The 26,539-nt window shown below is 38.4% G+C and carries 33 protein-coding genes; 25 read left to right on the forward strand and 8 right to left on the reverse strand.

Features of this window, described 5'->3' with window-relative positions:
• Positions 1 to 45 precede the first annotated feature (45 nt).
• Positions 46 to 306, forward strand: coding sequence for a hypothetical protein (locus ACTQX6_RS10470; protein ID WP_022790503.1), 261 nt, complete (start codon positions 46 to 48; stop codon positions 304 to 306).
• On the opposite strand, the gene ACTQX6_RS10475 is transcribed toward ACTQX6_RS10470, so the two are convergent.
• Genes ACTQX6_RS10475 through ACTQX6_RS10485 form a run of 3 tightly spaced genes read right to left on the reverse strand, consistent with a single transcriptional unit; the run spans position 303 to position 2,101 of the window.
• Positions 303 to 1,214: a GNAT family N-acetyltransferase gene (locus ACTQX6_RS10475; RefSeq protein ID WP_168965235.1), complete on the reverse strand. Its 912-nt coding sequence runs from the start codon at positions 1,212 to 1,214 to the stop codon at positions 303 to 305. The two genes, ACTQX6_RS10470 and ACTQX6_RS10475, sit on opposite strands and share 4 nt — an antisense overlap.
• The gene (locus tag ACTQX6_RS10480) at positions 1,204 to 1,473 is read right to left on the reverse strand and encodes a hypothetical protein (RefSeq protein ID WP_117446010.1); all 270 of its coding nucleotides are present in this window, start codon (positions 1,471 to 1,473) and stop codon (positions 1,204 to 1,206) included. The genes ACTQX6_RS10475 and ACTQX6_RS10480 overlap by 11 nt, the downstream gene beginning before the upstream one ends.
• Before the next feature lie 22 nt (positions 1,474 to 1,495).
• Positions 1,496 to 2,101, reverse strand: coding sequence for a YigZ family protein (locus ACTQX6_RS10485; RefSeq protein ID WP_294688041.1), 606 nt, complete (start codon positions 2,099 to 2,101; stop codon positions 1,496 to 1,498).
• 134 nt (positions 2,102 to 2,235) lie between these two features.
• On the opposite strand from ACTQX6_RS10485, the gene ACTQX6_RS10490 reads away from it, so the two are divergent.
• The 6 genes from ACTQX6_RS10490 (at position 2,236) to ACTQX6_RS10515 (ending at position 6,147) form a co-directional block, all read left to right on the forward strand.
• Entirely contained in the window at positions 2,236 to 2,634 is a 399-nt protein-coding gene (locus ACTQX6_RS10490; RefSeq protein ID WP_294688038.1) for a YbaK/EbsC family protein, read from the forward strand.
• Between the two features lie 31 nt (positions 2,635 to 2,665).
• Positions 2,666 to 4,087, forward strand: a complete 1,422-nt coding sequence (locus tag ACTQX6_RS10495; RefSeq protein ID WP_441657523.1) for a uracil-xanthine permease family protein — start codon at positions 2,666 to 2,668, stop codon at positions 4,085 to 4,087.
• Positions 4,088 to 4,188: 101 nt separating this feature from the next.
• The gene (locus ACTQX6_RS10500) at positions 4,189 to 4,647 is read left to right on the forward strand and encodes a hypothetical protein (RefSeq protein ID WP_294688031.1); all 459 of its coding nucleotides are present in this window, start codon (positions 4,189 to 4,191) and stop codon (positions 4,645 to 4,647) included.
• Positions 4,647 to 5,177: a DnaD domain-containing protein gene (locus ACTQX6_RS10505; RefSeq protein ID WP_117446005.1), complete on the forward strand. Its 531-nt coding sequence runs from the start codon at positions 4,647 to 4,649 to the stop codon at positions 5,175 to 5,177. Before ACTQX6_RS10500 ends, ACTQX6_RS10505 begins: the two co-directional genes overlap by 1 nt.
• Positions 5,174 to 5,821, forward strand: a complete 648-nt coding sequence (gene nth, locus ACTQX6_RS10510; protein ID WP_294688027.1) for an endonuclease III — start codon at positions 5,174 to 5,176, stop codon at positions 5,819 to 5,821. Before ACTQX6_RS10505 ends, nth begins: the two co-directional genes overlap by 4 nt.
• 8 nt (positions 5,822 to 5,829) lie before the next feature.
• Complete coding sequence (locus ACTQX6_RS10515) at positions 5,830 to 6,147, forward strand: thioredoxin family protein (protein ID WP_168965229.1); 318 nt, start codon at positions 5,830 to 5,832, stop codon at positions 6,145 to 6,147.
• Positions 6,148 to 6,177: 30 nt separating this feature from the next.
• Here ACTQX6_RS10515 and ACTQX6_RS10520 read toward each other — a convergent pair whose 3' ends face one another.
• From ACTQX6_RS10520 to ACTQX6_RS10530, 3 genes are all read right to left on the reverse strand, one after another.
• On the reverse strand, positions 6,178 to 6,747 hold the full coding sequence (locus ACTQX6_RS10520; protein WP_117446002.1) for a xanthine phosphoribosyltransferase: 570 nt from the start codon (positions 6,745 to 6,747) through the stop codon (positions 6,178 to 6,180).
• Positions 6,722 to 7,924, reverse strand: a complete 1,203-nt coding sequence (locus ACTQX6_RS10525; RefSeq protein ID WP_294688020.1) for a hemolysin family protein — start codon at positions 7,922 to 7,924, stop codon at positions 6,722 to 6,724. Before ACTQX6_RS10525 ends, ACTQX6_RS10520 begins: the two co-directional genes overlap by 26 nt.
• 129 nt (positions 7,925 to 8,053) lie before the next feature.
• A complete protein-coding gene (locus tag ACTQX6_RS10530; protein WP_441657720.1) occupies positions 8,054 to 8,479 on the reverse strand; it encodes a CBS domain-containing protein in 426 nt (141 codons plus the stop codon).
• Positions 8,480 to 8,659: 180 nt separating this feature from the next.
• Between ACTQX6_RS10530 and ACTQX6_RS10535 the strand changes: the two genes are divergently transcribed.
• The 5 genes from ACTQX6_RS10535 (at position 8,660) to ACTQX6_RS10555 (ending at position 12,190) form a co-directional block, all read left to right on the forward strand.
• Positions 8,660 to 9,016, forward strand: a complete 357-nt coding sequence (locus ACTQX6_RS10535; RefSeq protein WP_022790492.1) for a GntR family transcriptional regulator — start codon at positions 8,660 to 8,662, stop codon at positions 9,014 to 9,016.
• Positions 9,017 to 9,020: 4 nt separating this feature from the next.
• Positions 9,021 to 9,716 carry an ABC transporter ATP-binding protein gene (locus ACTQX6_RS10540; RefSeq protein WP_294688014.1) on the forward strand — a complete coding sequence of 232 codons (696 nt, stop codon included), beginning with the start codon at positions 9,021 to 9,023 and terminating at the stop codon, positions 9,714 to 9,716.
• Positions 9,710 to 10,525, forward strand: a complete 816-nt coding sequence (locus ACTQX6_RS10545) for a hypothetical protein (protein WP_294688013.1) — start codon at positions 9,710 to 9,712, stop codon at positions 10,523 to 10,525. Before ACTQX6_RS10540 ends, ACTQX6_RS10545 begins: the two co-directional genes overlap by 7 nt.
• Before the next feature lie 99 nt (positions 10,526 to 10,624).
• Positions 10,625 to 11,371: a 2,3-diphosphoglycerate-dependent phosphoglycerate mutase gene (gpmA, locus tag ACTQX6_RS10550; RefSeq protein ID WP_294688011.1), complete on the forward strand. Its 747-nt coding sequence runs from the start codon at positions 10,625 to 10,627 to the stop codon at positions 11,369 to 11,371.
• Positions 11,372 to 11,473: 102 nt separating this feature from the next.
• Positions 11,474 to 12,190 (forward strand): FadR/GntR family transcriptional regulator, encoded by a 717-nt coding sequence (locus tag ACTQX6_RS10555; protein ID WP_206198231.1) that lies wholly within the window; start codon positions 11,474 to 11,476, stop codon positions 12,188 to 12,190.
• Positions 12,191 to 12,778: 588 nt separating this feature from the next.
• Here ACTQX6_RS10555 and ACTQX6_RS10560 read toward each other — a convergent pair.
• The gene (locus tag ACTQX6_RS10560; protein ID WP_117445996.1) at positions 12,779 to 13,213 is read right to left on the reverse strand and encodes an HIT family protein; all 435 of its coding nucleotides are present in this window, start codon (positions 13,211 to 13,213) and stop codon (positions 12,779 to 12,781) included.
• Between the two features lie 251 nt (positions 13,214 to 13,464).
• Between ACTQX6_RS10560 and ACTQX6_RS10565 the strand changes: the two genes are divergently transcribed.
• From ACTQX6_RS10565 to ACTQX6_RS10620, 12 genes are all read left to right on the forward strand, one after another.
• Complete coding sequence (locus ACTQX6_RS10565) at positions 13,465 to 14,517, forward strand: TRAP transporter substrate-binding protein (RefSeq protein ID WP_195222630.1); 1,053 nt, start codon at positions 13,465 to 13,467, stop codon at positions 14,515 to 14,517.
• Positions 14,518 to 14,524: 7 nt separating this feature from the next.
• The gene (locus ACTQX6_RS10570) at positions 14,525 to 15,025 is read left to right on the forward strand and encodes a TRAP transporter small permease (RefSeq protein ID WP_294688009.1); all 501 of its coding nucleotides are present in this window, start codon (positions 14,525 to 14,527) and stop codon (positions 15,023 to 15,025) included.
• Entirely contained in the window at positions 15,025 to 16,305 is a 1,281-nt protein-coding gene (locus ACTQX6_RS10575; protein WP_117445993.1) for a TRAP transporter large permease, read from the forward strand. The genes ACTQX6_RS10570 and ACTQX6_RS10575 overlap by 1 nt, the downstream gene beginning before the upstream one ends.
• Before the next feature lie 36 nt (positions 16,306 to 16,341).
• A complete protein-coding gene (locus tag ACTQX6_RS10580) occupies positions 16,342 to 17,136 on the forward strand; it encodes a 5-deoxy-glucuronate isomerase (protein ID WP_272007100.1) in 795 nt (264 codons plus the stop codon).
• Between the two features lie 17 nt (positions 17,137 to 17,153).
• Positions 17,154 to 17,918 (forward strand): SDR family oxidoreductase, encoded by a 765-nt coding sequence (locus ACTQX6_RS10585; protein ID WP_168965222.1) that lies wholly within the window; start codon positions 17,154 to 17,156, stop codon positions 17,916 to 17,918.
• A 13-nt stretch (positions 17,919 to 17,931) separates the two neighbouring features.
• Positions 17,932 to 18,897: a C-terminal binding protein gene (locus ACTQX6_RS10590; protein ID WP_294688006.1), complete on the forward strand. Its 966-nt coding sequence runs from the start codon at positions 17,932 to 17,934 to the stop codon at positions 18,895 to 18,897.
• On the forward strand, positions 18,894 to 19,871 hold the full coding sequence (gene eda / locus ACTQX6_RS10595; RefSeq protein ID WP_294688005.1) for a bifunctional 4-hydroxy-2-oxoglutarate aldolase/2-dehydro-3-deoxy-phosphogluconate aldolase: 978 nt from the start codon (positions 18,894 to 18,896) through the stop codon (positions 19,869 to 19,871). The genes ACTQX6_RS10590 and eda overlap by 4 nt, the downstream gene beginning before the upstream one ends.
• 5 nt (positions 19,872 to 19,876) lie before the next feature.
• A complete protein-coding gene (locus tag ACTQX6_RS10600) occupies positions 19,877 to 20,821 on the forward strand; it encodes a sugar kinase (protein WP_117445988.1) in 945 nt (314 codons plus the stop codon).
• 251 nt (positions 20,822 to 21,072) lie between these two features.
• The gene (locus ACTQX6_RS10605) at positions 21,073 to 22,749 is read left to right on the forward strand and encodes a hypothetical protein (RefSeq protein ID WP_441657579.1); all 1,677 of its coding nucleotides are present in this window, start codon (positions 21,073 to 21,075) and stop codon (positions 22,747 to 22,749) included.
• A 179-nt stretch (positions 22,750 to 22,928) separates the two neighbouring features.
• The gene (locus ACTQX6_RS10610) at positions 22,929 to 23,177 is read left to right on the forward strand and encodes a 2,3-bisphosphoglycerate-dependent phosphoglycerate mutase (protein WP_117445986.1); all 249 of its coding nucleotides are present in this window, start codon (positions 22,929 to 22,931) and stop codon (positions 23,175 to 23,177) included.
• Between the two features lie 230 nt (positions 23,178 to 23,407).
• The gene (locus tag ACTQX6_RS10615; protein ID WP_441657543.1) at positions 23,408 to 23,956 is read left to right on the forward strand and encodes a hypothetical protein; all 549 of its coding nucleotides are present in this window, start codon (positions 23,408 to 23,410) and stop codon (positions 23,954 to 23,956) included.
• Positions 23,957 to 24,101: 145 nt separating this feature from the next.
• On the forward strand, positions 24,102 to 24,314 hold the full coding sequence (locus tag ACTQX6_RS10620) for a hypothetical protein (protein WP_434313108.1): 213 nt from the start codon (positions 24,102 to 24,104) through the stop codon (positions 24,312 to 24,314).
• 43 nt (positions 24,315 to 24,357) lie between these two features.
• Here ACTQX6_RS10620 and ACTQX6_RS10625 read toward each other — a convergent pair whose 3' ends face one another.
• The gene (locus ACTQX6_RS10625; protein ID WP_117447296.1) at positions 24,358 to 25,398 is read right to left on the reverse strand and encodes an endonuclease/exonuclease/phosphatase family protein; all 1,041 of its coding nucleotides are present in this window, start codon (positions 25,396 to 25,398) and stop codon (positions 24,358 to 24,360) included.
• Positions 25,399 to 25,638: 240 nt separating this feature from the next.
• Here ACTQX6_RS10625 and ACTQX6_RS10630 point away from each other — a divergent pair, with 240 nt between their 5' ends.
• Entirely contained in the window at positions 25,639 to 26,538 is a 900-nt protein-coding gene (locus tag ACTQX6_RS10630) for an aspartate carbamoyltransferase catalytic subunit (protein WP_117447295.1), read from the forward strand.
• The last annotated feature ends 1 nt before the right edge of the window (position 26,539 follow it).

Consider the following 26,539-nt stretch of genomic DNA (forward strand, 5'->3'; position numbering starts at 1 on the left):
ATCAACATCTTTTTTTGCGTAACAATTCTATGATACAATCAATTTATGGAAACGATCGAAAGCAGTAAAGAAGCATATTTATATTTAGAAAAAGGAGAAGTTCTTATTTCTTCGGGACAGCTGATCCTTTTTATGAAAGAGAAGCAAGTGTATCTAAAGGCACCACAATGGACGGCCAAAGTATCACAGGAAGATTTTTTGGAGTTATTTAAAACACATTCCTTTATTCTATATGAAAAAAAGGAAGAATCCGATTCTTCCTTAAAAGACGAGGAATATTACCAGTGGCGCAGTCACTATCTTTAATCGATCATGTGATTCCACATTGGCTTTTCTAAAGCGGCAAATGCTTCTTTGGCATGATGGACATTCTTTCCGGACCAAATGGAGAAAAGCTTGTAATTGCTTAAACGAGCCAGGACAGTTCCCTGATTCCTTGGGATTTCCATAGGAAAGAGTTTTTCAAAGCGCTCGGCCTGAGAAACGATAAAGCTGACCGATTTACACCGGGTCGATAGATATGCCAACAAGTCGAATATAGAAGCAGAGTCCATATACATCAGGATTTCGATCTCAATATGATCTTGGATCACCTTATAGATCGCAAAGCCACATAAGGTATCCCCATCATACATGGTTACGATACGATGATTGCAGTTGATATAATAATGGATCTGTTCATCAAACTCGTTTTTGTTTAAAAGGATGCTGCCATCAAAATGTTTCATGAATTCTGTGTAAATCGAAAAAAGATTCATTTCCGGACGATAGGTTCGCACATTTTTTAGATCCCCCTGTAACCAGTTTTCCATTTCCAGCCAATAGTATTTTGTTTTAGAAACATTCTGAAAGCTTTTGGCCTCTAAGATCTTAGGGAAGTTGGTATAACAAAGTGTAAGCATGTGATTACAGTTGGCATAGTTCATCGCAGCTTCCATCAGTTGAGAAAAGTAATGCCTTTGGCGATAATCCGGTAAAGTGCAGGCTAAAGAAAGGATCAAAGCTTTACACTTCTTTCCTTCATAGTGCAAAGTTCGTTCTTTTGTCTGCAGACAGGCAACGATTTTTTGATCTTCTAAAATACAGAACATCCCATTGGGATCGTATTTGTATTTCATCCAAGTGCTGATCGTGACCGGATCCATATTCAACATCGATTTTGATAAAAGACGCCGAATTTCTTTATCTTTGCCATGCGAGTGATTAAGAATCATGTGAATCATCCTCTACATCGCTTTCCGTGTATTCTACGTCAATGGCATTATGCTTTGGTGGATTGGAAGAAGTCGTATTTTCATAAGGATCATCTTCCTGTTCATAAAAAGAAGTATAGGTCGTTCTTTTTTTGGGTACAAAAAGACGGTAAATCGCATAAATGATCAAAAGTGGTAATAGGATCGGTGCCAACAACTGAAAAAATGCGATCAACAATAGTATGATAATGAACAAGATAAATAAAGAATAATAATTCATAGATTTCACCGCCTTTAGTATATCATGATTCGATTATTTTTTCTTTGGGATACTCTTTGATATAAGTGCAGAATAAAGCGCCATTGGATAATGCCAAAATATCCTGAGTAATATCTTCCTGCGTCAAATAATGATATGTGACTGTTTGTTCGTATTCTTTGGAGATGATTTCGATCTGATGATTTCGAAAATATCCGTCGAGCTTTCCGATCCATTCATAACCGAAAGTAATCTCATATTCTTTAAACATCGTCATTTCTGTCAAAGCTGCTTTTTCCAATGCAATCTTGACGGAATCGGAATAGGCTTTCACAAGGCCTCCGGTCCCTAGTTTTGTGCCGCCAAAATAACGAACGACAACAGCTAAGATTTCTTCCATTCCTTTTCCCTGGAGGACATCCAACATAGGGTGGCCGGCTGTACCAGAAGGCTCTCCATCATCATTGGAGCGAACAATCTGGCCTATGATCATCGCTGTACAGTGATGATTGGCTCTGGGATGCTCTTTTTTGATCATCTTTAAAAAATCTTTGGCTTCTTCTTCCTGATTGGTTCGATGAAGGTAAGTAAGAAAGCGACTTTTTTTGATTTCAATAGTAGAAATCACATCTTCTTTGATTCTAGGCATGATTTTATCGTAAGGGATTTTACTTTTGTATGCAAGAAAAATATAATGGACAGTATATAAAGGAGAAAGAGTATGTCAATTGAAAGAGTAAGAGGCAGTTTAAAGAATTAGGAATCGAAGATCGAATCGTTGAATTGGATCAAAGCAGTGCTACCGTTGAACTGGCAGCTCATGCCCTGGGATGTCAGCCTAGAGATATCGTCAAAACATTAGCTTTTGATGTAGATGGAGATACAATTGTTATCGTAGCTGTTGGTGATGCCAGAATCGATAATGCGAAATATAAAAATACCTTTGGTAAGAAGGCAAAGATGCTTCATGGAGATCAAGTCGAAGCAAGAACGGGACATGCGATCGGTGGTGTATGTCCGTTTGGCTTAAAGGAAGGAGTCAAGGTTTATCTGGATCAAAGCTTAAAACAATTGGAATATGTCTATCCGGCCTGCGGCAGCAGCAATTCCTGTATTCGAATGCGTGTAGAAGAGCTGGAAAAAACGACTAATCCTATTGATTGGATTGATGTATGCAAGTAAAATAAAGAACATATTTGGAAAGGGAGAGAAGATGGAAAAAGAAAAAACATATTTTGAGAAAGAAGCACCGGTTGCCGAGGTATGTGAAGAGAACTTGTATCGTTTAAATGGTCGAGTCCCTTTACGCAAGGCAATTCCTTTCGGGCTTCAACATGTGTTTGCGATGTTTGTGGCCAACCTGGCACCGGTCATGATCGTTTGTGGAGCCGCCATCGTACAAGGTACCCAAAATCATCTGACGGCTGCGGAAATCACCCAGATTTTGCAGTGTGCCATGTTTGCGGCAGGAATCGGTACGACGATGCAGCTTTATTCTTTCTGGAAGATTGGTTCAAGACTGCCGATTGTAATGGGAGTGAGCTTTACTTTCTTGGGCAGCCTTTTGATCATCTGCACCAATCCGGCACTTGGTTATGAAGGTATGGTCGGCGCTGTCATTCTCGGTGGTATCTTCGAAGGTCTTGTCGGTTTGAGCGCAAAATACTGGCGACGTTTTTTAACTCCGGTCGTATCGGCCTGCGTTGTTATTGCGATTGGGTTGTCTTTGTTGTCGGTTGGCATGGACTCCTGGGGCGGCGGCAGCGGTGTTGAAGATTTCGGCGCCTGGTATCATTTATTTGTCGGAGCCTTTACACTGATTGTTTGCCTGGTTTCCCGCTACCTTTTAAAAGGGGTTTATAAAAATCTGAATATCTTAGTTGGACTTGTTTTTGGTTATATTTTGGCCACTGTCTTTACGGCCGCCGGAATTGCGCCGATGGTAGATCTGTCTGGTATTTCTGAAACGGTTTCACAGGTTGGATATTTTAGCTTGCCTAAGCTTGTCTTTTTGACAGAGCATAAGCCTATTTTTGATGTAGGTGCCTTCTTTACGATCGCCATCGTGTTTTTGGTATCGGCAGCCGAAACGACTGGCGCGACAACCGCAGTTTGTACCGGAGCTTTAAATCGAGATATCAAGACAGAAGAACTGCAAGGTTCGTTAGCAGTTGACGGTTTCTCCAGCGCGATTTCCGGCTGTTTTGGCTGTTTACCACTAACATCTTTTTCACAAAACGTTGGTTTAGTAACAATGACTGGTGTGATCAATCGTTTTACGATCTTTATGGGCGCTATTATTTTGATCCTTGCATCTTTGTTTCCTCCATTAGGTGCCTTGTTTAACTCGATTCCGCAATCCGTGTTGGGTGGCTGCACTGTTATGATGTTTGGCTCAATCATGTATGAAGGAATCAAAATGTTGAAGGAATGCGTATTTGATGATCGTACTATGATCATTGTCTCCCTATCCTTCTGTATCGGTGTCGGCCTAACTCAGACTTCCGGAAACTTCTTCTCCTGTTTTCCACAGGCGGTAGGCGACATCTTTAACGGCAATGCGGTAGCCGGTGTCTTTGTGGTGTCATTATTGTTGAGTTTATTTTTGCCAAAAGACAAAAAAACCAAAGAATAGATCTTTACAGGAAATTCACTTGAGTTTCCTGTTTCTTTTTGTATGCGGGATGATTTTTAAAAAGATTCATGTATAATAAGAAACATGAAAAGGGGGATCTTATGGCAAAAAAACACAGACATTACGGTAAACGCTTTACGATCCTGCTGGCAGTGCTTTTTGTGATTTTCTTTTTGGTCTTATGGTCTTTGTTTATCAGCGGGCCAAACCGGATTTATGAAGAAACCACAAACAAAACAATAAATATGATAGAAAAAGAAGTCGAGAATATAGAAGGTTTGACATCGCATCAGTTTGATTATTTGACCTATCAGGGATATACGGAAGAAACGCTTTATTGGTTTGATGCGACAGGAAAAGAAATCACTACCCGAGATATCGGAACTTTGGATTATGATAAAGCTCGAAAAACGGCACAGGATTCTTATGGCATAGAGGCCGATAGTGTGCAACTGGGGTATGGGTATGACAACCCTGTCTATGAGATACGAGGTTCCGGCAAGCTTTTATTGTTGGATTATGATACACTGGTTCGAGTCTATGAAAGAGAGGCACGATAATGGATTGGACATCTCCTTATGTGGATCACAAGGTATGGATCTTAGATCATCTGGAATCTTTACATCTGGAGCCTAAAGAGGCTTTGGTTTTATTGTTGATCGATTATTATAACGATATGCATAAAACGATACATCATGAAATGATTGCCCAAAAGCTGCATATTGATGTAGAAGAAGTGGAAAATCTTTTTGTGACTTTGGCTGACAAAGGTTATTTGAATATCACCTATCAACAAGGTGGATTGCAGTTTGATATTGAAGGTGTTTATTCACAGGAACAAAGGAAAGTGCAGGGATCGCACCGCTCATTGATTGAAGAATTCGAAGCAGAGTTTAAGCGAACGTTAAGCTCCATGGAAATGGAAAGAATCTTACAGCTGGCATCTTATTATGATGAGCGTATGGTCATTTGTGCATTAAATGAAGCGGCTGTATATGAAAAAAGAAATTTAAATTATATTGAAAGCATATTGGTATCCTGGAAAGAAAAGGGACTCAGTGTAGAAGATGTGGAGAGTGGTAAGCGATGAATGCCAATGAAATACTGGATGAAATCGAAAAAATTTTTCCCAATGCGAAGTGTGAACTGCATCATGAAAGTCCATTTCAGCTTTTAGTGGCCGTTGTACTGAGTGCACAAACGACCGATGAATCGGTCAATAAAGTCACACCGGCGCTTTTTGAAGCCTATCCGACCAGTAAAGAAATGGCCGGGGCCAGTGTCAGTGATATTGAACCTTATATTCGTCGCATTGGACTTTACCGAAATAAAGCTCGTTCCATATCTGCTTTAAGCAAAGATCTGGAAGCTAAATTCGATGGTATTGTGCCAAGCTCTTATAAAGATTTAATGTCTTTGGCCGGGGTGGGAAGAAAGACGGCCAATGTGGTACGCAGCGTGGCTTTTGATATTCCCAGTTTTGCGGTCGATACGCATGTCGATCGAGTATCCAAGCGATTAGGGCTTGCCAAGCCTTATGATTCTGTGGAAAAAGTGGAAGAGAAGCTGAAAAGAAAAATTGATCGGGATCGCTGGAATCAGGGGCATCATGATTTTATCTTTTTTGGGCGTTATTTGTGTACGGCACGCCATCCACAGTGTCAAAAATGTCCATTTATCTCTTTTTGCAGGAAAGACAAATTAGAAGCCTATAAACAAAAGAATGCGAAGTGAAAACTCGAATGATCGACTTAAAGAGTGTTGAAGAATTCGATTCTTTACGAAAGAATGAAAATGGTCTATTTGTTCTTGTGGGATCTCTTAGTTGTTTGCCGTGTCAGGCGTTGAAGGTTCGCATCGAACAATGGTTGATAAAACATCCGGATGTAAAAGGAATTTATATTTCACGGGATTGGTTTCTGGAACTGACAGCTCAAAATAATATCTTCTCGGTTCCTACGGTTGTATTCTACAGACAAGGGAAAGAACAATTTCGTCAGAGTGGTTATTTTAGTTTAGACCATATATTGGAGAAAGCGGAAACCATACTACAAATGTAAAAGGTCAGGTAACCTGACCTTTTCTCAATTTTATTGAGCCCAAACGACCTTATTATCTTTCATTTCCTGAATACGAGCCAGTGAATAGATATCATAGCCTTTTTCTTCAATGAGCCCTCTTCCTTTCTGGAAGCTTTTTTCAATCACGATGCCGATTCCATCAATTTTAGCATTACATTGATGAACCAAATCTTCTGCCGAAATAAAGGCTTGTCCATTTGCCAGAAAATCATCGATGAATAAAACGGAGTCTTCCGAATTCAGACAATTGCGCTCCATACAAAGCGTATATTTTCGATTTTTGGTAAAGGAGAAAGCTTCTGTATAAACCGGATCTTTCATCGTGCTGGGTTCACTCTTTTTCAAAAAGATAACCGGCAGGTTCATTTTCAAACCGGTAAATACAGCAGGGGCGATACCGCTGGATTCGATCGTAACGATTTTTGTGAAATGCTTATCTTTAAAGTAATTGGCAAATTCGATTCCGATTTGTTCCATTAAGGCACAATCGATTTGATGATTCAAAAAAGAATCGACCTTTAAAATAAAATCATTAATAATTTCTCCACGTTTTTCAATCGCTTCCTGCAACAGTTTCATCCTTATTTTCCTCCTCGTTTTGTATAACGTTGACTATGGTTTCCATCACTCTGTGATTTTTCATTTCTTTTACAGTGACATCCATATCATCAAAGTGAATATCAAATTGTTCGCCATCATCCGGTACAGAACCATAACTGCTTAATAAGTAGCCGCCAAAGGTGTCATAGTCTTGCACAGGCAATGAAATATTCAGCGCTTCTTGCACATCTTCCAGGCTGGCGGAACCATATATACGGAAAGTGTTTTGATCCAGCTTTTGAATTTCCTCCGGTTCCTCTTCGTCCTCTTCTTCGTACATTTCACCAAGAATGGTTTCCACAATATCATGAAGGGTCACAATACCTGACATGCCTCCATATTCATCGATGACGATTGCAAAATAGTATTTGCGTTTTTTCATTTCCATAAAACAATCATCGGCTTTGGTGTTTTCTAATACGAACAAAGGCTTATCTACGGCATGGGCTAAAATATAATCTTGATTTTGTGCATCCATCCGGAAGTAGTCTCTGGTATCTAAAACACCGACAACATCGTCTTCATCTTCCTGGCAGATGGGATAAAAAGTGTGACGGTTATCGTGAATCACTTGTTTCCATTTATCCATATCATCTTCCAAAAACAGACAGATCACTTCGCTTCGATGCGTACATATTTCTTCCACACTGGTATCATCGAACTCGAAGAGATTGTCAAACAACTCTTTTTGTGGTTCTTCTATATGCCCGGACTCCTGAGAGGTCTGAATCATCTCACGAATGTCTTCTTCGGTAACTTCTTCACTTTCGTTTAATACCGGAATGCGGACAAAAAAAGTAAGAGGTGTGCATAAGATTTGAAACAGTGTGGTCAATGGTTTTAAACGACACGCCAGCTGTTTTTCTTTTTTTACGCCAAAGCCTTTGCATAAACGATGCACGATGATAAAAGAATACGTACACCAGACTAACAGCACACCATACATCAAATAATCATTTGTGAAATAAGGTTGAAGCTCTGCTTGTAACAGAAGAGTGTATCCGCATAAAAGGAATCCAATTAAAAACTGTATGGTGACTAACTGGGGTACTTTTTTTCTCTTTTCGGAAACCTTGATCAAACTCAATGTACCTTGCCAAAGGGACAAAAAGCCTAACAAAAGAAGATAAATCAGCGTAGAGATCAAGACTTTCATAGCTGACTTACCTCATGATTTTGTATATAGCGGGGGTGCCCGTCATCAGATTTCATATTGATATCGCTCCTTTTGATTTGAAACCATCATACACTATTTTCAGACAAGTGAAAAGAGCACGTCGTGCTCTTAGTTGGTTGATTCTTCCTGTAGCTCCTGTTTTAAAAGCGGAAGCACTTTTTTTTGTGTTTTCATCAAATATTTTAATATATTGCTTCGAGTGACGATACCGATAAAAATATTACGATCATCTACAATAGGAACAAAGTTTTGTTTCAGGGATTGGGCAAACAATTCATCCAGGGTTGCATCGATCATCATCGGAGGCGTAAAGTCATTACGAATCAAATCTTTGATTGGTGTGTCACGTAACTCCTCATAGCTTGTATCTGGATGATCGATAAAATACCACAGGAAATCACCTTCATTGATCGTTCCCACATATTCTCCATGGGTATTAATGACCGGCATTGCGGTAAAGCCGTGCTTACGCATTAAACGCAAGCCTTCCTCCAGGCTTAAATGATCGTAAAAGAAGATCACATCTTTTTTCATTGTGAGGAAAAAGAAGACATTTTCTTGCATATAATTCTAACCACCTTACGAATTCAATCCTAGCAGAGAATTATAGAAAATCAATCAGTAAATAATGTGAAATTTCTGTGTTGACAAAAAAGGATGCGCACTGTACTATTGTATTAGATAACTAGTACAATAGTACAAAGGAGGGTCTATGTGAGTATTTCTTTTTCAAATGAACGTCCCATCTATTTGCAGATTGTGGATCAGATCAAAATAAAGATCATTACTGGTGAATATAAACCTGGTGATAAATTGCCGTCTGTTCGAGAAATGGCAATGGAAATGCAGGTCAACCCCAATACGATGCAGCGAGCATATAGTTATTTGGAGATGGAAGGTCTTGTGCATTCGCAAAGAACCAGTGGACGTTATGTGGATCCGGATCCAGAAAAGGTTAGGCAGTTGAAAAAAGAACTGGCCAAAACACAGGTCCGGGATTTTCTGAAGTCTATGCAGCAATTAGGTTTTGGCATGGATGAGATTATAGAAGTATTAGAAAGTATGAGGTAAAAAGATGAATATTATAGAGCTTGGGCAAGTCAGTAAATCTTTTGGCCCGGTAAAAGCTTTAGAGAAGATCAATTTAACTTTAGAGTCGGGACGAATTATCGGCTTGCTTGGAACGAATGGAAGTGGTAAGAGCACGATGATCAAGCTGATCAATGATTTGTTGGTGCCAGATCAGGGAATCGTAAAGATCAATGGACAAAAGCCGGGTATTGAGACAAAGAAAATCGTATCTTATCTTCCGGAAAGATCGTATCTGGATCCGAATATGAAAGTAGTGGAGATCCTGCGTTATTTTCAGGACTTCTATGCGGATTTTGATCGACAAAAAGCTGAAGATCTGTTGAAGGAATTTATGATTCCGGTAGAACGACGAATCAAAACGCTGTCAAAAGGAACAAGAGAAAAGGTTCAATTGATCTTAGTGATGTCCAGAAAGGCAAAGCTGTATATTTTGGATGAGCCAATGGCCGGTGTGGATCCGGCAGCCAGGGATCATATACTGGATACGATTTTGTCCGGATATGATGAAGAAGCCACAATACTGATTTCTACCCATTTGATTGCGGATGTGGAAAGAGTGCTGGATGAAGTGATTTTCCTGGATCATGGTCGTATAACACGTCATGAACAGGCTGACCAGCTGCGAATGCGTGAAGGAAAGTCGATCGATCAGATTTTCCGGGAGGATTTCAGATGTTAGGACTTCGTTTAAAATATGATTTAAAAGCTTTGTTTAGAGTGACATGGCCTGTATATGTTGTTGCGATGGTATTACCGATCGGTATCCGAATCTTTTACCGGATTCAAGATTGGCCGATTTTTGACACGGTACTATTTAAAGCATTTTCCGGCTTTTATACCGTGATTTATGTAATGTCATTGTTTTGCCTGATTATTTGGCCTATCGTAGTTTGTGTTCGTGATTTTTTCAACAGCATGTTAAAGGATGAAGGCTATTTGACCAACACCTTGCCGGTATCCAGAAATACTTTGATCGTCAGTAAGGAAATAGCTGGCTTGATCCTTTTTCTGATTTCTATTGTGTTGTTCATTCTTTCACTTTTTGTTGTTATACCGGCTTTTGATTTTATGCAACTCACCACGTGGTTGACCCACTTTCATTGGACATGGAGAGAAGTTGTTGGGGCTGTATTGTTTATCTTGCTTGCACTGACTTCGGTTTATGGATCGATCACGATGTTTGTTCTGGCGATGATGTTAGGACAGATGCATCGAAACGCAAAAGGGATATTAAGTGTTGCCTATTATTTTGTGATCAGCTTTGTCATGCAGGCTATCGTGTTTGTATTCTTGATGATGTTTGGCCTTGCGGCTGATACCGAAATCGGATGGCACATTGGTAATTCCTTTTTGACATTTGCATCCCGTCATGAATGGGAGACCATGTTGATCGTCTTTGCGGTATCCATTCTTTACAATTTGACTGTCGGAGTTATCTTCCATTCTATCAGTGTATGGATTTCTAATCACAAATTGAATCTGGAATAGAAAAATTGCCTTTGAAAACTTTTCAAGGGCATTTTTCTTTGAGTAGAGGAACAGAAATAATATACTATAGTTAGAATTATCTAACCGGAGGTAAATGTTATGAACTATCAGATTGTAATGATTCGTCATGGTGAAAGTGAATGGAATAAGAAAAATCTATTTACGGGTTGGACAGATGTAGACTTATCTGAAAAAGGACATTTAGAAGCGGCGCAGGGAGGTAAAGCTTTAAAAGAAGAAGGTTTTACTTTTGATGTCTGTTATACATCTGTTTTGAAAAGAGCCATTCATACGGCCAATCATGTCTTGGAAGAGCTGGATGAAGAATGGATTCCTGTTATTAAAAGTTACAAGCTTAATGAAAGACATTATGGTGCTTTACAGGGGCTGAACAAAGCGGAAACAGCGGCTAAATACGGAGAGCAGCAAGTTAAGATCTGGAGACGCTCCTTTGATGTACAGCCACCTGCACTGACGCCAGAAGATGATCGAAATCCAGCTCTACAAAAAATGTATAAAAATGTAGATGCGAAAGATTTACCTTTAACAGAGAGTCTAAAAGATACTATCGCAAGAGTCATTCCATATTATGAAGATGTGATTAAAAAAGACATTGTCGAAGGAAAGAAAGTATTGATTGCGGCACATGGAAATTCTCTTCGAGCACTATTTAAATATTTAAATCATATATCGGATGAAGATATTATTAATGTGAATATCCCAACAGGTGTTCCATTGGTTGTAGAATTGGATGAGAATTTAGAAGCTGTATCGTATCGTTATTTAGGAAATCCAGAAGAAATACAGGCAAAGATGGATGCGGTAAAGAATCAGGGGAAGAAGTAAGAAAGTACATGAACCACGTAGCTTTAGATATTTGAGTTTCATAGATATTCAGGTTATAATTCTAGTATATGTAATTGTAGTTAATCTAGAGAGGGTGGTTGTGTGCAGAGCGTTAAGAAAAATCGATCTCTTGCACAAGTGGCGGCTGAAAAGATAATTCAGTACATAAAAGATGAGCAGATGGAGCCAGGAGATCGTCTTCCTACGGAATATGAGCTCGCCAAGTTTTTGGAGGTTGGGCGTGGAACGGTCCGCGAAGCCATTCGAAGTTTGGTTTCCCGCAATATTTTAGAAGTTCGCCAAGGAGCTGGTACTTTTGTTTCACATAAAAATGGTATTCCTGAGGACCCTTTGGGATTGGCGTTTGAAAAGGACAGACAGAATCTGGCATTAGACATGATGGCTGTGCGCCTTATGTTAGAACCGGAAATAGCGGCTTTAGCAGCTTCTAATGCTACAGATTTACAAATAAAAGCCCTGCGGGAACAGTGTGATAAAGTTGAGAGTCTGATTTTGCACGATCAGCCCTATCGAAAAGAAGATGCAAAATTTCATCAAATATTAGGTGAATGTAGTGGGAATCGTGTGATTCGAAAACTGGTTCCTGTAATCACTTCTTCCGTGGAATTAAATATTGGGGTGACTCGCGACAAATTTAAAATGAATACTGTCGCATTGCATAGAAGTATTACAAACTCTGTTGCCCATAGAGATAGTGTAGGTGCTAAATATAACATGATCATGCATCTCAATGTGATTCGTAGTGGTATTATAGACGAAATGGATGAAAAGAAAAGAGAGCTTAGTCAAGAAATTTAAGCTCTCTTTTTTTGTTATTCCGTTGCCTTTAGGTGCTGATTGTGCAAATTGAATGAATATTGATAAAATAGTGGATTGATAGTTTAGTGGATGTACGCTTTTCAAAAAAGTGCATAAGTAATTTTTAAATACATCTTGATACCTTTAGAAGGTTTCTGTTTTGAACAAATTATTTATGCTTACACACTAAAAAAAACAGGAAGCACTGATTTTGAGTTTTTTGGCAGGTCACAAATTAAACAGATATTCAGTTTTTCTGATAATTTTATCAAAAGATTGCACATATAAATCAAAACTGAATTCTTTGGAAATAACCGGAAATGATAGTGCAAATCAGAATTGCATTTTCAAAGAGTTGCATTGCAGCAATATTTTTGACGTGCAAGGTTTAGCATTATAAATCTTTTCATTAGTGCATTGCCAGGGTGTGACTCTCTTTATGCATTTACGATTATGTTTTGTAGTTTGTCTAGGTCTTGCAGATATTCCGTATCTAAACATAATGAAACTGTTTCAAGTGTGATTTACTGAGTTTTTTAATTTATCTGTTCTTCTTTATAATTCATGTTTTCTCTTTATACATACGTGCTAGATGTCAATGTCTTGTAATGCCATTTTAATCTTATTTATACGATCTTGATATTCAGCATCCTCTAAAAAATGTTTTTCTTTTTCATCGCTAAAAGGTTTGCCCCATTCAAAACCATCTCTTGTTTTTGGAACGATATGAACATGAAAGTGAGAGACCAAATCCCCGTAAACCGCAAGATTGATTTTATCGGCATGAAATAAAAGCTTCAGTGCTTTTGACACTTTTGATAGATCTTGCATCATTGTTTCTCGCTCTTTGTATGATAATTCAAAAATTTCATTATAGTGTTTGTCGCAAGCCAATACACAACGACCCGGATATCGTTGATCTTTAAATAGATAAAGAGTAGATGTGGAAAAAGTACAAACAGGAATCATTAAGTTAGAGAGTCGTTCATCTTTTATACAGTAAAAACAGTTGTTTTGATTCATTGGTAGAACCTCCTTTTTCTTTACTATAAGACATTTTTAAAATTTGTAAATAGGTATGATGAAAAAGAATAATACATATGATGAATAAACTTATAAAAATACAAAAAATAGGAAAATTAGTAAGTATTTACCAAAATGTAACCGAATACATTGACAATAAGTCATATGAATGATATAACAAAACTGACAAATACATCGGATGAATTTGAAGAATAATACTGTGTTCTAATTCAGATTTGGAGGTGAAATGAATGGAATACAAGCGACTTGCCACTAAAATCAGGCGAATAGTTGCGGTAATGATGGTATGTACGTTGACATTAGTTTTATGTACAGGATGTGCTAAGAAAACATCAGAAGATCCAGATTCACAATTAGTTTTTCGTATGGCGATTGTTGACGGAGAGTCTTCTCCTATCTATGCCGGCGCTAAAGAAATGGCGGATAAGGTTTATGAAAAGACAAACGGTAAAATTAAACTGGTTGTTGTTACCGGCGGAGCTTTGGGAGATGAAAGAGGTTCTGTAGAACTTTGCTCGCAGGGAGATTTGGATATTGCTTCGGCTGCCAATTCCGTTTTAACGAACTGGATACCGGAGATGAATATACTGGATCAAGCTTATCTTTGGGAAAATGAGCAACAGGCACATGCAGCTGTAGATGGCCCTATTGGGGACCTAATTGAAAAAGCGGCTTTGGAAAAATTAGATGTTCACGTAATCGGATATCTGGAATCAGGATTCCGCGATACGTTTAGTACCAGACCAATCAAAACGATTGATGATTTTAAAGGCATTAAAATCCGAACCATGCAAAATCAATATCACATGGCCGCTTTCCAATCCTTTGGAGCTATGCCTACGGCGATGCCTTATAATGAGGTATTTACCGCTTTACAACAGGGGACCATTGACGCCGCTGAAAATGCAGTCAGTAACTGTTTATCTAATGGATATTATGAAGTAACAAAAAATATTACTTTTACGAAACATGCATTTACATATATCCCTGTCATGATGTCGAATAAGGCATGGAACATGATTCCTGAAGACTTACGAGAACCATTCTTAGAGGGATGTAAAGAAGGATATAAAGCGGAAAGAAAATTTTTGGCAGACACCAATGAAAAAGCTATTGAAGAGTTAAAGAAAAAAGGTGTTACGTTTTACGATATTGATATTCGAGTATTGAAGGATGCCTATCAAAAAGAGGCTGATCGGCAGGGATTTGCATTTAATCAGGAATGGCAGCAGGCGATAGATGAAGTGATTGCACAAAATCCTGTAGAAGAAAAGGATTCGTGAGGTGCTTATGAAAAAAACATTAAAGTCCTTAACATCGATAGAAAACTTTATTATGGTGGTTACTTTTTCAATCATGGTGATTTGTTCCTTTGCTCAGGTAATAAATCGTAACTTCTTTAAATTGCCGATTCCCTGGTTTGAAGAAGCTTCCATTTACTGCATGATTTATATGGCTTTGATTGGTACGGAAGTCGGTTTACGAGATGGAACTCAGATTGCAGTCACAGCTGTATTGGATAAATTGCATGGTGCTTTTAAAGGAATTGTCATGATTTTTTCAAAAGTGGTTGTGTTGATTTTTTCCTCTTCAGTATTGATTTCAGCTATTCATTTAGTTTCTAAGCAAGTGCAGACTGGGCAAACTTCATCTGCCCTACACTTGCCGATGTCAATTCCTTATGCAGCGTTGGTCATTAGTTTTGCGATGATCGTTCTTGTACAAATTGCATTTACGGTAGAACTTGTCATTACGTTGATTCGAGAAAAAGGGAAGGAGAGTGAAGCCTGATGGGAACAGCTTTATTACTTTTTTGTTCAATGGCATTGTTTTTGGTCATAGGTGTTCCGATTGCATTTGCGTTAGGGGCTTCTGTATGGACAACAATTGTTTTTAGTCCAGATTTCACTGTTACGACGGGAATTATAGCACAACGCATTTTTGGCGGTTTGGAATCAACTTCCATCATGGCTATTCCTTTCTTTATCCTTGCGGGAAATTTGATGACCAAAGGCGGAATATCCAGGCGGCTGGTAGATTTTGCCAATAGCATTGTCGGTGGTGTCCGTGGAGGTATGGCTATGGCATTAGTGCTGGCCTGTGCTTTCTTTGCGGCATTATCTGGTTCTGCGCCGGCAACAGTAATTGCGATTGGATCGATGTTGTATCCGGAAATGGTAAAAATGGGATATCCAAAAGATCGTACGGCAGGTCTTCTGGTCGTATCTGGAGGATTAGGGCCGATTATTCCGCCAAGCATTATTATGGTTGTCTATGGAACGATTACCGGTGCTTCTATTGGAGATATGTTCTCCTCCGGTATGTTTGTTGGATTTGTCATAATGGTAGTATTGATGACTGTTGTTCTTTATTTGGCACATAAAGAAAACTGGCCAAAGACGACACAAAAAATGACAGCTAAAGAATTCAGTCACTCATTTATCAGTGCGGTTCCAGCTATTTTGCTTCCTGTTATTATCTTAGGCGGTATCTATTCCGGGTTATTAACACCAACGGAGTCTGCTGCTGTTGCGGTAGTTTGGGCATTGGTCGTTGGCTTATTTATCTATCGGGAGGTTACCATAAAAGATTTGGTACCAATTCTTTTAGAATCTGCTAAAGGATCTGCAATGATTTTATTCATTATTGCGACATCGACGGCTTTCTCCTGGATCTTTGCTTATTCTGGAATTTCCGGAGAATTAGTACATTTCATTCAGGCAATGAATTTGAGTCCGACATTGTTCTGCGTGGTAGTGGCGGTTGTTTTATTGATCTTTGGCACTTTCCTGGAGGGAATTGCGACTTGTGTACTGATGGTACCTATTTTATGGCCAATCGCCGCCAGTCTTGGTATTGATGTCATTCATTTTGGTATGATCGTTTGTTTATCGAATGTCATTGGCACAATGACTCCTCCGGTAGCAGTCAACATATTCTCAGCTGCCTCTGTAACGAAACTAAAAATGGGTGAAATTGTAAAAGGACAAACACCTTTCTTTATCGGTTATGTTGTGGTCTTTTTATTGGTGGTTTTAATACCGACTTTTAGTACATTCTTTTTGAGCTGATGATTTATAAAGAAAATAGAAATGGAGTGCATAATTATGCAAAATATGGAAAATAAACAACGAATGGAAAAATGGATGGTGCAGTCTTCAGAGAAACCGGGATTTCATGAAGTGATTACTCCAAAGACTTGCGAATGCAAAGAAGTACAGATGTTTCGTTTAAATTTACCTAAAGGAGAAACCTATGTACTGGAATCTAAAGATTTAGAGATGCATCCGGTTTTGCTTGCTGGAAAGGCTAAATTACATCATTCAGTTTTATCACAAGATATGGATAAATATGATGCATGTTACATACCAGGAAATGACAAGTTGAAAATTGAAGCTTTAGAAGACTGTATTTTCTATATTGCTGGTGCTAAATATGAAGGAATCGGAAAACCTTTTTTTCGCAAATTTAACAAAGATTTACCCATTGGAGACATTCATCAAATTCATGGAAAAGGAGCCGGACGTCGTGAAGTCATGATGACACTGGCCCCGGAAGACGAGGCATCTCGTTTGATCTGTGGTTTAACTTGGTCTGGAGAAGGCACCTGGACAAGTTGGCCGCCTCATCAACATGAAAAAGATTTAGAAGAAGTTTACTGTTATTTTGATATGCCTTTACCTCATTTTGGCTTTCATATTAGTTACTTAAAGAGTGGAGAAGTGGAAGATATCGTAACACATACAGTCCACTCGGGATCTATGGTCCAGGCACCTTGTGGATACCACCCAACTGTAGCTATCCCTGGTGAAAGAAACGCATATTTATGGGTTCTAGCTGCATTTTCTCATCAAAGCAGAAGATATGATCTAGCTATCAATGATCCGGTGTTCGATAAATAATAAGGAAGGATGATATTATGAATTTAAACGATTTAAATGGTAAAACTGCAATTGTTACTGGTGCTGCTCAAGGGCTTAGTCAAGGTATGGCAGAGGGCTTAATGGAAGCAGGAGCAAAGGTTTGCATTATGGATATCAATCCTAAGGCGTTAGAAACCGCAAAATATTACTCAGATAAAGGATTTGAATGCTATGCTGTTATTTCTGATCTGGGAAATGATGATACAAGGGAAGCTGATTTTTCAAAAGCGATAGAAAAACTGGGAGGACATCTTGATATCTTGGTAAATGGTGCAGGGGTTCAAAGACGTTATCCTAGTGAAGAATTTCCTTTAAAAGAATTTGATTTTGTTTTGAATGTAAATCTGCGCAGTGTTTTTGCCATGTGCCAGCTTGCGGGAAGACAGTTTATCAAACAAAATTCCAAAGGAAAAATTGTGAATATTGCCTCTATGCTCTCTTTCTTCGGTGGGTATACGGTTCCTGCTTATGCAGCTTCCAAAGGTGGAGTTGCACAAATTACAAAAGCTTTATGTAATGAATGGGCGGAAAAAGGAGTCAATGTAAACGCTCTGGCACCTGGTTATATGGCTACAGAAATGAATACGGCTTTAATGGATCCTACAAATCCGCGATATGAAGCGATAACAAATCGTATTCCCAATAAAAAATGGGGAACGCCGGATGATATGAAAGGGCCGGTCGTATGGCTGTCCTCTGATGCTTCAGATTATATCAATGGAGCTGTTATTCCAGTTGACGGTGGTTATTTAGTTCGTTAGGGAGAATCATAAAATGAAAGTTATTATTACAGATTGTGATCATGAAAATATAAATATCGAAAAAGAAATATTTGACAGAGCCGGTATCTGTGTGGAACTTAAACAGGCAATCACAGAAGATGAAGTCATTGAACAATGTCAGGGAGCCGATGTATTTATTGTGCAGTATGCCAAAATTACAGAAAAGGTTATGGATCATTGCCCACAGCTAAAATATGTTGTTCGTTATGGCGTAGGACTCGATACGATTGATATTCCAGCGGCAACAAAACATGGGATTTTAGTAGGCAACGTTCCTGATTATGGTATGAATGAAGTGGCCGATCATGCGATTGCATTAAGCCTTTCAATGTTGCGAAAAATTGTGGAAATGAATGAATATACAAAGGAAGAAAAATGGGACTATACTAAGGCGATTCCAGTACATCGTTTTTCACAACTCACTTGCGGTGTTGTCGGACTAGGAAGAATTGGCAGAAACTTTGCGAAAAAAATGAATGCATTGGGATTCTATGTTATTGGTTATGATCCTTATTTTAAACCAGATGAAGAAACAGATCTTTATGTAAAAAGCGTTCCCTTTGAGGATGTAGTTCAACAATCTGATATTATATCAATTCATTGCCCTGCAGATGGTAATATGAATTTGTTTAATGAAAAAGTGTTTAAGAAAATGAAAGATACTGCGATTCTGATTAATGTAGCACGTGGTGGCATCATTAATGAAAAAGATCTGGAGAAGGCTCTATCAGATCATCAGATAGGTGGGGCTTGTTTAGATTGTATGTTAGGTGAACCAGTGGATAAAGATTCACCATTATTTAAATTTGATAATGTGATCGTAACACCGCATATGGCTTGGTATTCTGAAGAAGCCTCTCAAGAATTAAAGAGAAAAGTGGCTGAAGAATCTGTTCGATTTTTGCGAGGGGAACCTATTCACTATCCTGCCAATAAGGTAATAGGAGTGATACGATGATACAATCTATTTATAATAGAGTTCAAGAAGAAGGCATAGTTCCTGTTGTCGAAATAGAAGATGTTAACCAGTCTGTTTCTTTGGCGACTGCGCTATTAAAAGGTGGAATACATTGTGTAGAAATTACATTTCGAACCAAGCAGGCGGCTAATGCTATAAAATTGATAAAAGAAAGATATCCTGATTTGTTGGTGGCGGCCGGAACGGTTTTATCAATTGAACAGGTAGATGAAGCCGTGAAAGCAGGAGCAGATTTTATTGTGAGTCCGGGATTTAATGAAACAGTGGTTCACTATTGTATGGAACATAAAATCAATATCATCCCGGGATGCTCCTGTCCTTCGGATTTAGAAAAAGCTGTCAGCTTGCGGTTATCCGTGGTTAAATTTTTTCCGGCAGAAGCCGCTGGAGGAATCAATGCTATCAAGGTGATGGCGGCACCCTATCGCACTTTGTCCTTTATGCCAACCGGCGGAATCAATCTGGATAATTTAAATAACTACTTAAGTTTTGATCGTGTCATCGCTTGTGGTGGATCCTGGATTGCTTCAAAAGATCTGCTGAGGCATAATGCATTTGATGAAATCGAAAAGAATGCCAGAGAGGCGGTCCATAAAATGATTGGATTCGAATTGGCCCATGTTGGTATTAATGCACAGGATGTACAAGAAGCTCGATCTATCGCAAACTTCTTTGAGCAGATTTTTGGATTTACTGCCAAAGAAAATCCATCTTCTATTTTCTCAGACTCCTATGTTGAGACTTTGAAATCACCTTATTTGGGAAAAAAAGGGCATATTGCCATAGCGGTTAATTCTGTTGAACGAGCTAAAGCCTACTTAATCAATAAAGGAATTCTCTTTAATGAAGAAAGTACAGTTATCAGAGATGACGGGAAAATACAGGCTGTTTATTTCAAGGATCAGATTGGTGGATTTGCGATACATCTGGTTAGAAATTCCAATTTGAGGTAATCTGTATGGCAAATGTAATCTTATTTGGAGAGCCGATGGCTCTGTTGATTGCGGATACAGAAGGACCGTTAGAAGATATAGAGCATTTCACAAGAAAAATGTCTGGTGCGGAAGTTAATGTGAGTATAGGATTGTCGAGATTGGGACACCATGTCGAGTATTTAACGCGGTTGGGTGATGATCCTTTTGGGCATTATATCAAAAAAGCACTTGTAAAAGATCGTATTGGAACGGAATATATAACTCTTGATCCAGTATATCGCACTGGTATTCAATTAAAAAATCGTGTAACTGATGGAAGTGATCCACAGGCGCCATATTATCGAAAAGGTTCGGCGGCATCACATATTACCGTGAGTGAAATTAATCAAATTGATTTAAGTGATGTTCAGCTAGTACATGTTACAGGTATACCTCCTGCTCTTTCTCAGAGTGCAAGAGAAGCTACTTTTAGATTGGTAGAAAGGGCTAAAGAAAACCATATTCTAGTTACATTTGATCCAAATCTGCGACCAGCTTTATGGGAAAATCAACAGACTATGTGCGAGGTCATAAATCGTTTAGCATCTATGTGTGATATATTTTTACCTGGTGTCCATGAGTGCGAAATCTTGATGGGCTCCTCTAATATTGAAAAGATAGCCCTATATTATCGGAATCTAGGTGTGCCGATTACAATAATAAAAGATGGTGCAAAAGGTGCTTATGTTGCAAAAAAGGATTCTATTTATCATGTTCCGGGGTTTAAAGTAAACAGAATTGTAGATACCGTAGGTGCCGGTGATGGGTTCGCGGTAGGTATCTTAAGTGGTATACTTGAAAACTTAAACTTAAAGGATTGTGTAACTCGAGCCAACGCAATTGGAGCTATACAAGTTATGCATGTGAGTGATAATGAAGGATTGCCTACTAAGATACAATTACAGAAATTCCTTCAAGAAAATTTATGAAGATGTAGTAAAAAACCTTTGGTTATAAATCAGAGGTTTTTCTTTTTTTGAAATGGTTTCTATAGAGTCAGCTGTTTTCATACTTCATATCGACGAACGTTTCTGTTATAATGACTAATGAACAATATAAGTCAACAAAAGAACTTGATATTCGATTTATAAGGGGATGATATAAGCTTTACTCACCGTGGTCTTACTAGTGATTGGTTGCATTAAATTGCGATTTTCTTATTTGTGATTAGGAGGATAATATGAAGAAAAAATTAATATCATTACTGGTGATTCCCATATTATGTTTATTTGCGGTATGTTCGTTTCATTTTGTAAAGGCAGATACTGCATTGGGGATGGTGCAAGTCAATTTGCATACGGATGGTCAACTTGAAAGTTCGGATGTTTTAAAGAATATGCCGATTACATTGACATCGACAACCGATGCGAGTCAAACCTTCACACTGACATGTGAAGACAGCTCTAATGTCATTAAGACAAAAAAGACAATACCACTGGGAGACTATGTCGTTTCGTTTCAGCTACCTGAAAACTATGTGACATTAAGTGGAGTATATACTAATGGTCCACGTACGGATACTTATGTTCAAAATGGGAATGTAGTGACTTTAAACCAAAAGTTTGCTTACAACATGATTTACATCAATATAAAGGAAAGAGAAGAACCACAACCTGTTGAAAAATATGGAAAAGTAGAAGTCAATCTTCATACGGATGGAAAACTGGTTGAATCGGGTGTATTGAAAAATATGCCGGTGACTTTAGTCTCAAAGGAAGATCCAACTAAAACATATACTTTGAACTGTCAAGATGATTCCAATCGTGCAGAATTAGAGAATGTTCCTTTTGGAGAGTATATGGTTCTGTTTGATATTTTGGACGGTTATGAAGATCTTGGCGGTACTTACGGAGTGTCTGGCACTTATATGCATAGCACAGATACGATTACTATCGATAATGAATATGCATATAAACAGCTGTATATCAATGTAACAAAGAAAGAAGCACCCCAACCAGTCATCAAATATGGAAAAGTAGAAGTCAATCTTCATACGGATGGAAAGCTGGTTGAATCGGATGTATTGAAAAATATGCCGGTGACTTTAATTTCCAAAGAAGATCCAAGTAAAACATATACTTTGAACTGTCAAGATGATTCCAATCGTGCAAAATTAGAGAATGTTCCTTTTGGAGAGTATATGGTTCTGTTTGATATTTTGGACGGTTATGAAGATCTTGGCGGTACTTACGGAGTGTCTGGCACTTATATGCATAGCACAGATACGATTACTATCGATAATGAATATGCATATAAACAGCTGTATATCAATGTAACAAAGAAAGAAGCACCTCAACCAGTCATCAAATATGGAAAAGTAGAAGTCAATCTTCATACGGATGGAAAGCTGGTTGAATCGGATGTATTGAAAAATATGCCGGTGACTTTAATTTCCAAAGAAGATCCAAGTAAAACATATACTTTGAACTGTCAAGATGATTCCAATCGTGCAAAATTAGAGAATGTTCCTTTTGGAGAGTATATTGTATCTTTTGATATTCCTGAAAAATATGAGGTTTTAGATGGTGAAGTAGGCAGTGGTGTAATGGGAAATTATCTTGCAAATGGTGATACGATTACTATTGATAATGAATATGCTTATAAACAGCTGTATATCAATGTGAAAGAGAAAAAAGAAGCAGTAACAGATAATGGATCACAGAATCCTGAATCAAATGAAAATGCTTCTAGTTCAAATGATTCAAAAAAACAGGAAAGTAAGGATCTAAATACAGATAAAAAGAAATCGAAAAGTGTAAAAACAGCAGTTTTTGTAAATAGTTTATTCTTTGTATCTCTAAGTTTATTTACGGGTATATTAACAATTTTATTCTATAAAAAGACAAAAAAGAGTTAATCTCGCAGGATGAAAAGTCCATATTAATTTAATTTTAAAATCTCCTTTTGTAGCCTTGAACGTATTAATAAGAGAGCACAAAGGAGATTTTTTATTAGGCTCATAATAATATGGAATAACAGTAATCAATATCGATTCATTTTAATCACTTTGAAGTTTTTTAGCTTTTTTTTGAACAAGTGATCAAGAAAGATATACTTGCGAATAAAAGCGTCTTGATTGCGGCACATGGTAATTCACTTCGTGCATTGTTTAAATATTTAAATGATATTTCAGATGAAGATATTATCAATGTGAATATTCCTACAGGTGTGCCGTTAGTGATGGAATTGAATGAGGATCTAAAAGCGATATCGCATCATTATTTGGGAGATCCAGAAGAAATTCAGGCTAAGATGGATGCGGTCAAGAATCAGGGGAAGAAATAAACCTGATTCTTTTTTAGATTATGGGGCATAGTTTTCTTTATCTGGGTATTAAGAACTGTTTTAAAAAAATTCAACTTTTTTTCATAGTTTTTTGAATTTTTATCGTAACTAATAATAGGAAGGTTTCTAATTTCCATCTATGTGTAACGAAAGAGAGGTGAAAAAACGATGGAAGAAAGAAAAGTTTGGGAAGCTTTATTGAAGGATCCCCAACGATCCTATGATGCCCAGTGCAAGAAGATCCTGTCTTTAAAAAGATCTTAGCTTATCTCTATAAAGAGTGCTTATCCGAATACAAGGGTCTTTCCTTAAAGGAGATTTATGATCGGCTGGATACGGATCCAACATCGAATAAAATGGTCAGCCAAAATGTAGAGGATCTCAAGATACCGGACAGTAAGGTTTGCTATGATCTGCTGTTTAAGTTTGCCCATCCAAAGGATCCGAAAAGAAGGCTCTGGATCGATATGGAACCGCAGGGAATCGACCCGGGAAAAGATGTCCTGTATCATCGAGGGTTCTACTATGTCTGCCGACTGATTGACGGACAAAGAAACGATCCACAGGGATTTACAGGGGATGCGTATGCGGATATGCACAAAGTGATTTCTTTTTGGATCTGTTTAAGGCATCCTAGGTACAAAGATAACAAACTCTACCGATATTATGTAGAGGAGAATCGAATAACGGGAAAGGGCAAAACAAAACGAAGAGGTAAGGATACGATGGAAGTATTGATCCTGTATCCCCGGAGACGATATCGATACGATTTCTACTGAAGAGATCCTAAAGCGCCCCAGGGATGTGATGTAGTTCATATAGCTGATCTTTCTGTCAAACAGGAAGGCGGAGCAGATCCTGGAAATCCTAGAGAAAAAGTATGATACACTATTAGAAAAAGAGGAAGAGGAGGAGGTCAGGAAGATGTGTACGTTTAGCGAGGCATTGATCGAGAAAGGCGAGCTGAGAGGTGAGACCAAAGGTACGATCAAAGGTATTCTTCAAGGAAAAGCTGACAGTGTTCTACAATTGGTCAAAAATCATATTGCATCCAATATTGAGCAGGCAATGGATATGTTGTCAGTGGAGCCATCCTCAAGAGAAGATATTATGAAGATTTTGGAACAGAAGGCTTAGAAAAAAAGCAAATAGAAGGAATCCGTAGACTCCTTCTATTTTACTATTTGAATTTTATCTGCATGAAAACAGGTTGATGGTCCGTATATTGGAACTGGGTATCAATATTTTGAATGGATGTAACTTCTATATTATCGGATACGATAAAGCCATCGATCACATATACCTGAGAATCTTCTTGATAGGCTTCATTAAGTAAACGACAAGTAGGAACGTTATCGGCATTTGAAAAGGTAAAGTGTTCAGGGAGATCCTCCTGACTCATGACACCCGGCACCCAGCTTTCCTTGTCTATAATAGGATATGTATCCATACCTTCGAATGTTTGGTTAAAATCACCGCCGGCGATGACATAATTTCCTTTTTCATATTCTTCCTGAAGTTTTTGCGCAAGTTTTTTACTCTGGGCAATTTTACCCTCGCCGCTGTCATACGCCTCCAGATGAAAGTTGATGATCACCAGTTCTTTATCTGTGCCTTTGATGGGAATTCTTGTTTCCAACATGCAACGTTTCAAATTACATGTTTTTATCGGCCAGCTAAAGGATTCCGGCAAGGCGATTCGACTGGCTGAATCGATTGAGAAATTCGTCATTGTCATAATGCCGCTTTCTACTTTTCCGATAGGAGGAAACGGGTAAGGAACAAAATCACATTTAAAATTGTAGGCTAATACACTATTTTGATCTAGCTGTTTTTCCAGATATTCTTGCTGGTTGATATGAAACGTTCGGCTAGAATCGGTATCAACTTCCTGCAGTAGATACACATCCGCATCTTGTTCGTTCAGAATATTTTGAATTCCTTCTAAATTGGCTTCCACTTTTTCTTTTGATTCCGGATTGACCTTAGTTCCACCATCCATAAAGAAATCCATGTCTTTATCAAGACCGGCATACCCTATATTATAGGTGACAATATGTAGGGGTTCATTTTGATTGATTTCTTGATGCCCCTCTTTGGCAGATAGAGTTTCTACCGGTTCCGGTCGATATTCACGAATCGTTAAGTAACCTACGCCGCAAGCAAGCAATACCAGGCATACTGCCAAAACACCACCAATGATCTTCAATACTTTTTTCATGGCCTGTCTCCTTTTATAAATATGATAAATGATGTGAAATAATAGAGTGTAAAAACAAAGGGATGAGTAGGAATTCTCTTTCTGACTTAATCGTATAATACAGTCACTTACAGGTCAATCGTTTTTTCGACAAACTGATTGGAAATCGAGGGGAAGTATGGTAGAATACACCTAGTAAATAGGAAGGGGATTTGAACGTGTTTTGAATCCTTTTTTTAAGGGAGATAAAGGAGGAAATGTATGAACAAAAATTCCTTATGTTCCATGAACGATCTATCTGTGGATGAGATCTTGAGTATCTTAAATGATGCAAGACTTTTTAATAGTTCCTATTCAGATTGGCAATTACCTTTAAAAAAGTGTTTGGTTGCTAATCTTTTTTTTGAGCCAAGCACCAGAACGCATTATTCTTTTGAAAGTGCGGAGCTGCAGCTAGGCTGCAAGGTGGCTGATTTCAATGCGGAAACCAGCAGTGTGACCAAAGGAGAAACATTTTTTGATACGATCAAGACCTTTGAGATGGTTGGTTATGATGCTTTTGTGATCCGTCATCCTAAAACGGAGTACTTTAAAGAGTTGGAAGAAATTCAGGTTCCGATCCTGAATGCTGGAGATGGTGCCGGTAATCATCCGACACAGTGCCTGTTGGATCTGTTGACCATGCAAAATGAATTTGGAACGCTGAAAGGCTTAAAGATTGTCATTTGTGGAGATATCCTGCATTCACGTGTGGCTGCTTCCAATAAATCCACATTGGAAAGAATGGGCAGTGAAGTTCGTTTCTGTGGACCGGAAGAATGGGAACGTCCGGGGTATTCGACGATGCCTTTGGATGAAGCGGTTGAATGGGCGGATGTCGTAATGATGCTTCGTATCCAGCGAGAAAGAGGAGCTACCTTGGCGCATTTGACCAAAGAGCAGTATCTACAAAGATATGGATTGACCAAGGAGCGTTACAATCGTATGAAAAAACATGCGATCGTGATGCATCCGGCACCGTTTAATCGCGATATCGAAATTGATTCTGACCTGGTTGAAGCACCAAAAAGCCGTATTTTTGAACAAATGGCCAATGGTGTTTTAGTGCGAAAAGCAGTATTAAAGCGTGCCTTTGGATTTGCCCCATTTAAGGAGAAATAAG

Source organism: Faecalicoccus sp. LCP19S3_E2 (assembly GCF_052121255.1).
Taxonomy (GTDB): Bacteria; Bacillota_I; Bacilli_A; order Erysipelotrichales; family Erysipelotrichaceae; genus Faecalicoccus.

Coding starts and splice junctions, on each gene's coding strand:
- ACTQX6_RS10470 (WP_022790503.1), top strand. CDS start 46: ATGGAAACGATCGAAAGCAGTAAAGAAGCATATTTATATTTAGAAAAA.
- ACTQX6_RS10475 (WP_168965235.1), bottom strand. CDS start 1,214: ATGATTCTTAATCACTCGCATGGCAAAGATAAAGAAATTCGGCGTCTT.
- ACTQX6_RS10480 (WP_117446010.1), bottom strand. CDS start 1,473: ATGAATTATTATTCTTTATTTATCTTGTTCATTATCATACTATTGTTG.
- ACTQX6_RS10485 (WP_294688041.1), bottom strand. CDS start 2,101: ATGCCTAGAATCAAAGAAGATGTGATTTCTACTATTGAAATCAAAAAA.
- ACTQX6_RS10495 (WP_441657523.1), top strand. CDS start 2,666: ATGGAAAAAGAAAAAACATATTTTGAGAAAGAAGCACCGGTTGCCGAG.
- ACTQX6_RS10500 (WP_294688031.1), top strand. CDS start 4,189: ATGGCAAAAAAACACAGACATTACGGTAAACGCTTTACGATCCTGCTG.
- ACTQX6_RS10505 (WP_117446005.1), top strand. CDS start 4,647: ATGGATTGGACATCTCCTTATGTGGATCACAAGGTATGGATCTTAGAT.
- nth (WP_294688027.1), top strand. CDS start 5,174: ATGAATGCCAATGAAATACTGGATGAAATCGAAAAAATTTTTCCCAAT.
- ACTQX6_RS10515 (WP_168965229.1), top strand. CDS start 5,830: ATGATCGACTTAAAGAGTGTTGAAGAATTCGATTCTTTACGAAAGAAT.
- ACTQX6_RS10520 (WP_117446002.1), bottom strand. CDS start 6,747: ATGAAACTGTTGCAGGAAGCGATTGAAAAACGTGGAGAAATTATTAAT.
- ACTQX6_RS10525 (WP_294688020.1), bottom strand. CDS start 7,924: ATGAAAGTCTTGATCTCTACGCTGATTTATCTTCTTTTGTTAGGCTTT.
- ACTQX6_RS10530 (WP_441657720.1), bottom strand. CDS start 8,479: ATGAAAAAAGATGTGATCTTCTTTTACGATCATTTAAGCCTGGAGGAA.
- ACTQX6_RS10540 (WP_294688014.1), top strand. CDS start 9,021: ATGAATATTATAGAGCTTGGGCAAGTCAGTAAATCTTTTGGCCCGGTA.
- ACTQX6_RS10545 (WP_294688013.1), top strand. CDS start 9,710: ATGTTAGGACTTCGTTTAAAATATGATTTAAAAGCTTTGTTTAGAGTG.
- gpmA (WP_294688011.1), top strand. CDS start 10,625: ATGAACTATCAGATTGTAATGATTCGTCATGGTGAAAGTGAATGGAAT.
- ACTQX6_RS10560 (WP_117445996.1), bottom strand. CDS start 13,213: ATGAATCAAAACAACTGTTTTTACTGTATAAAAGATGAACGACTCTCT.
- ACTQX6_RS10565 (WP_195222630.1), top strand. CDS start 13,465: ATGGAATACAAGCGACTTGCCACTAAAATCAGGCGAATAGTTGCGGTA.
- ACTQX6_RS10570 (WP_294688009.1), top strand. CDS start 14,525: ATGAAAAAAACATTAAAGTCCTTAACATCGATAGAAAACTTTATTATG.
- ACTQX6_RS10575 (WP_117445993.1), top strand. CDS start 15,025: ATGGGAACAGCTTTATTACTTTTTTGTTCAATGGCATTGTTTTTGGTC.
- ACTQX6_RS10580 (WP_272007100.1), top strand. CDS start 16,342: ATGCAAAATATGGAAAATAAACAACGAATGGAAAAATGGATGGTGCAG.
- ACTQX6_RS10585 (WP_168965222.1), top strand. CDS start 17,154: ATGAATTTAAACGATTTAAATGGTAAAACTGCAATTGTTACTGGTGCT.
- ACTQX6_RS10590 (WP_294688006.1), top strand. CDS start 17,932: ATGAAAGTTATTATTACAGATTGTGATCATGAAAATATAAATATCGAA.
- eda (WP_294688005.1), top strand. CDS start 18,894: ATGATACAATCTATTTATAATAGAGTTCAAGAAGAAGGCATAGTTCCT.
- ACTQX6_RS10600 (WP_117445988.1), top strand. CDS start 19,877: ATGGCAAATGTAATCTTATTTGGAGAGCCGATGGCTCTGTTGATTGCG.
- ACTQX6_RS10605 (WP_441657579.1), top strand. CDS start 21,073: ATGAAGAAAAAATTAATATCATTACTGGTGATTCCCATATTATGTTTA.
- ACTQX6_RS10620 (WP_434313108.1), top strand. CDS start 24,102: ATGTGTACGTTTAGCGAGGCATTGATCGAGAAAGGCGAGCTGAGAGGT.
- ACTQX6_RS10625 (WP_117447296.1), bottom strand. CDS start 25,398: ATGAAAAAAGTATTGAAGATCATTGGTGGTGTTTTGGCAGTATGCCTG.
- ACTQX6_RS10630 (WP_117447295.1), top strand. CDS start 25,639: ATGAACAAAAATTCCTTATGTTCCATGAACGATCTATCTGTGGATGAG.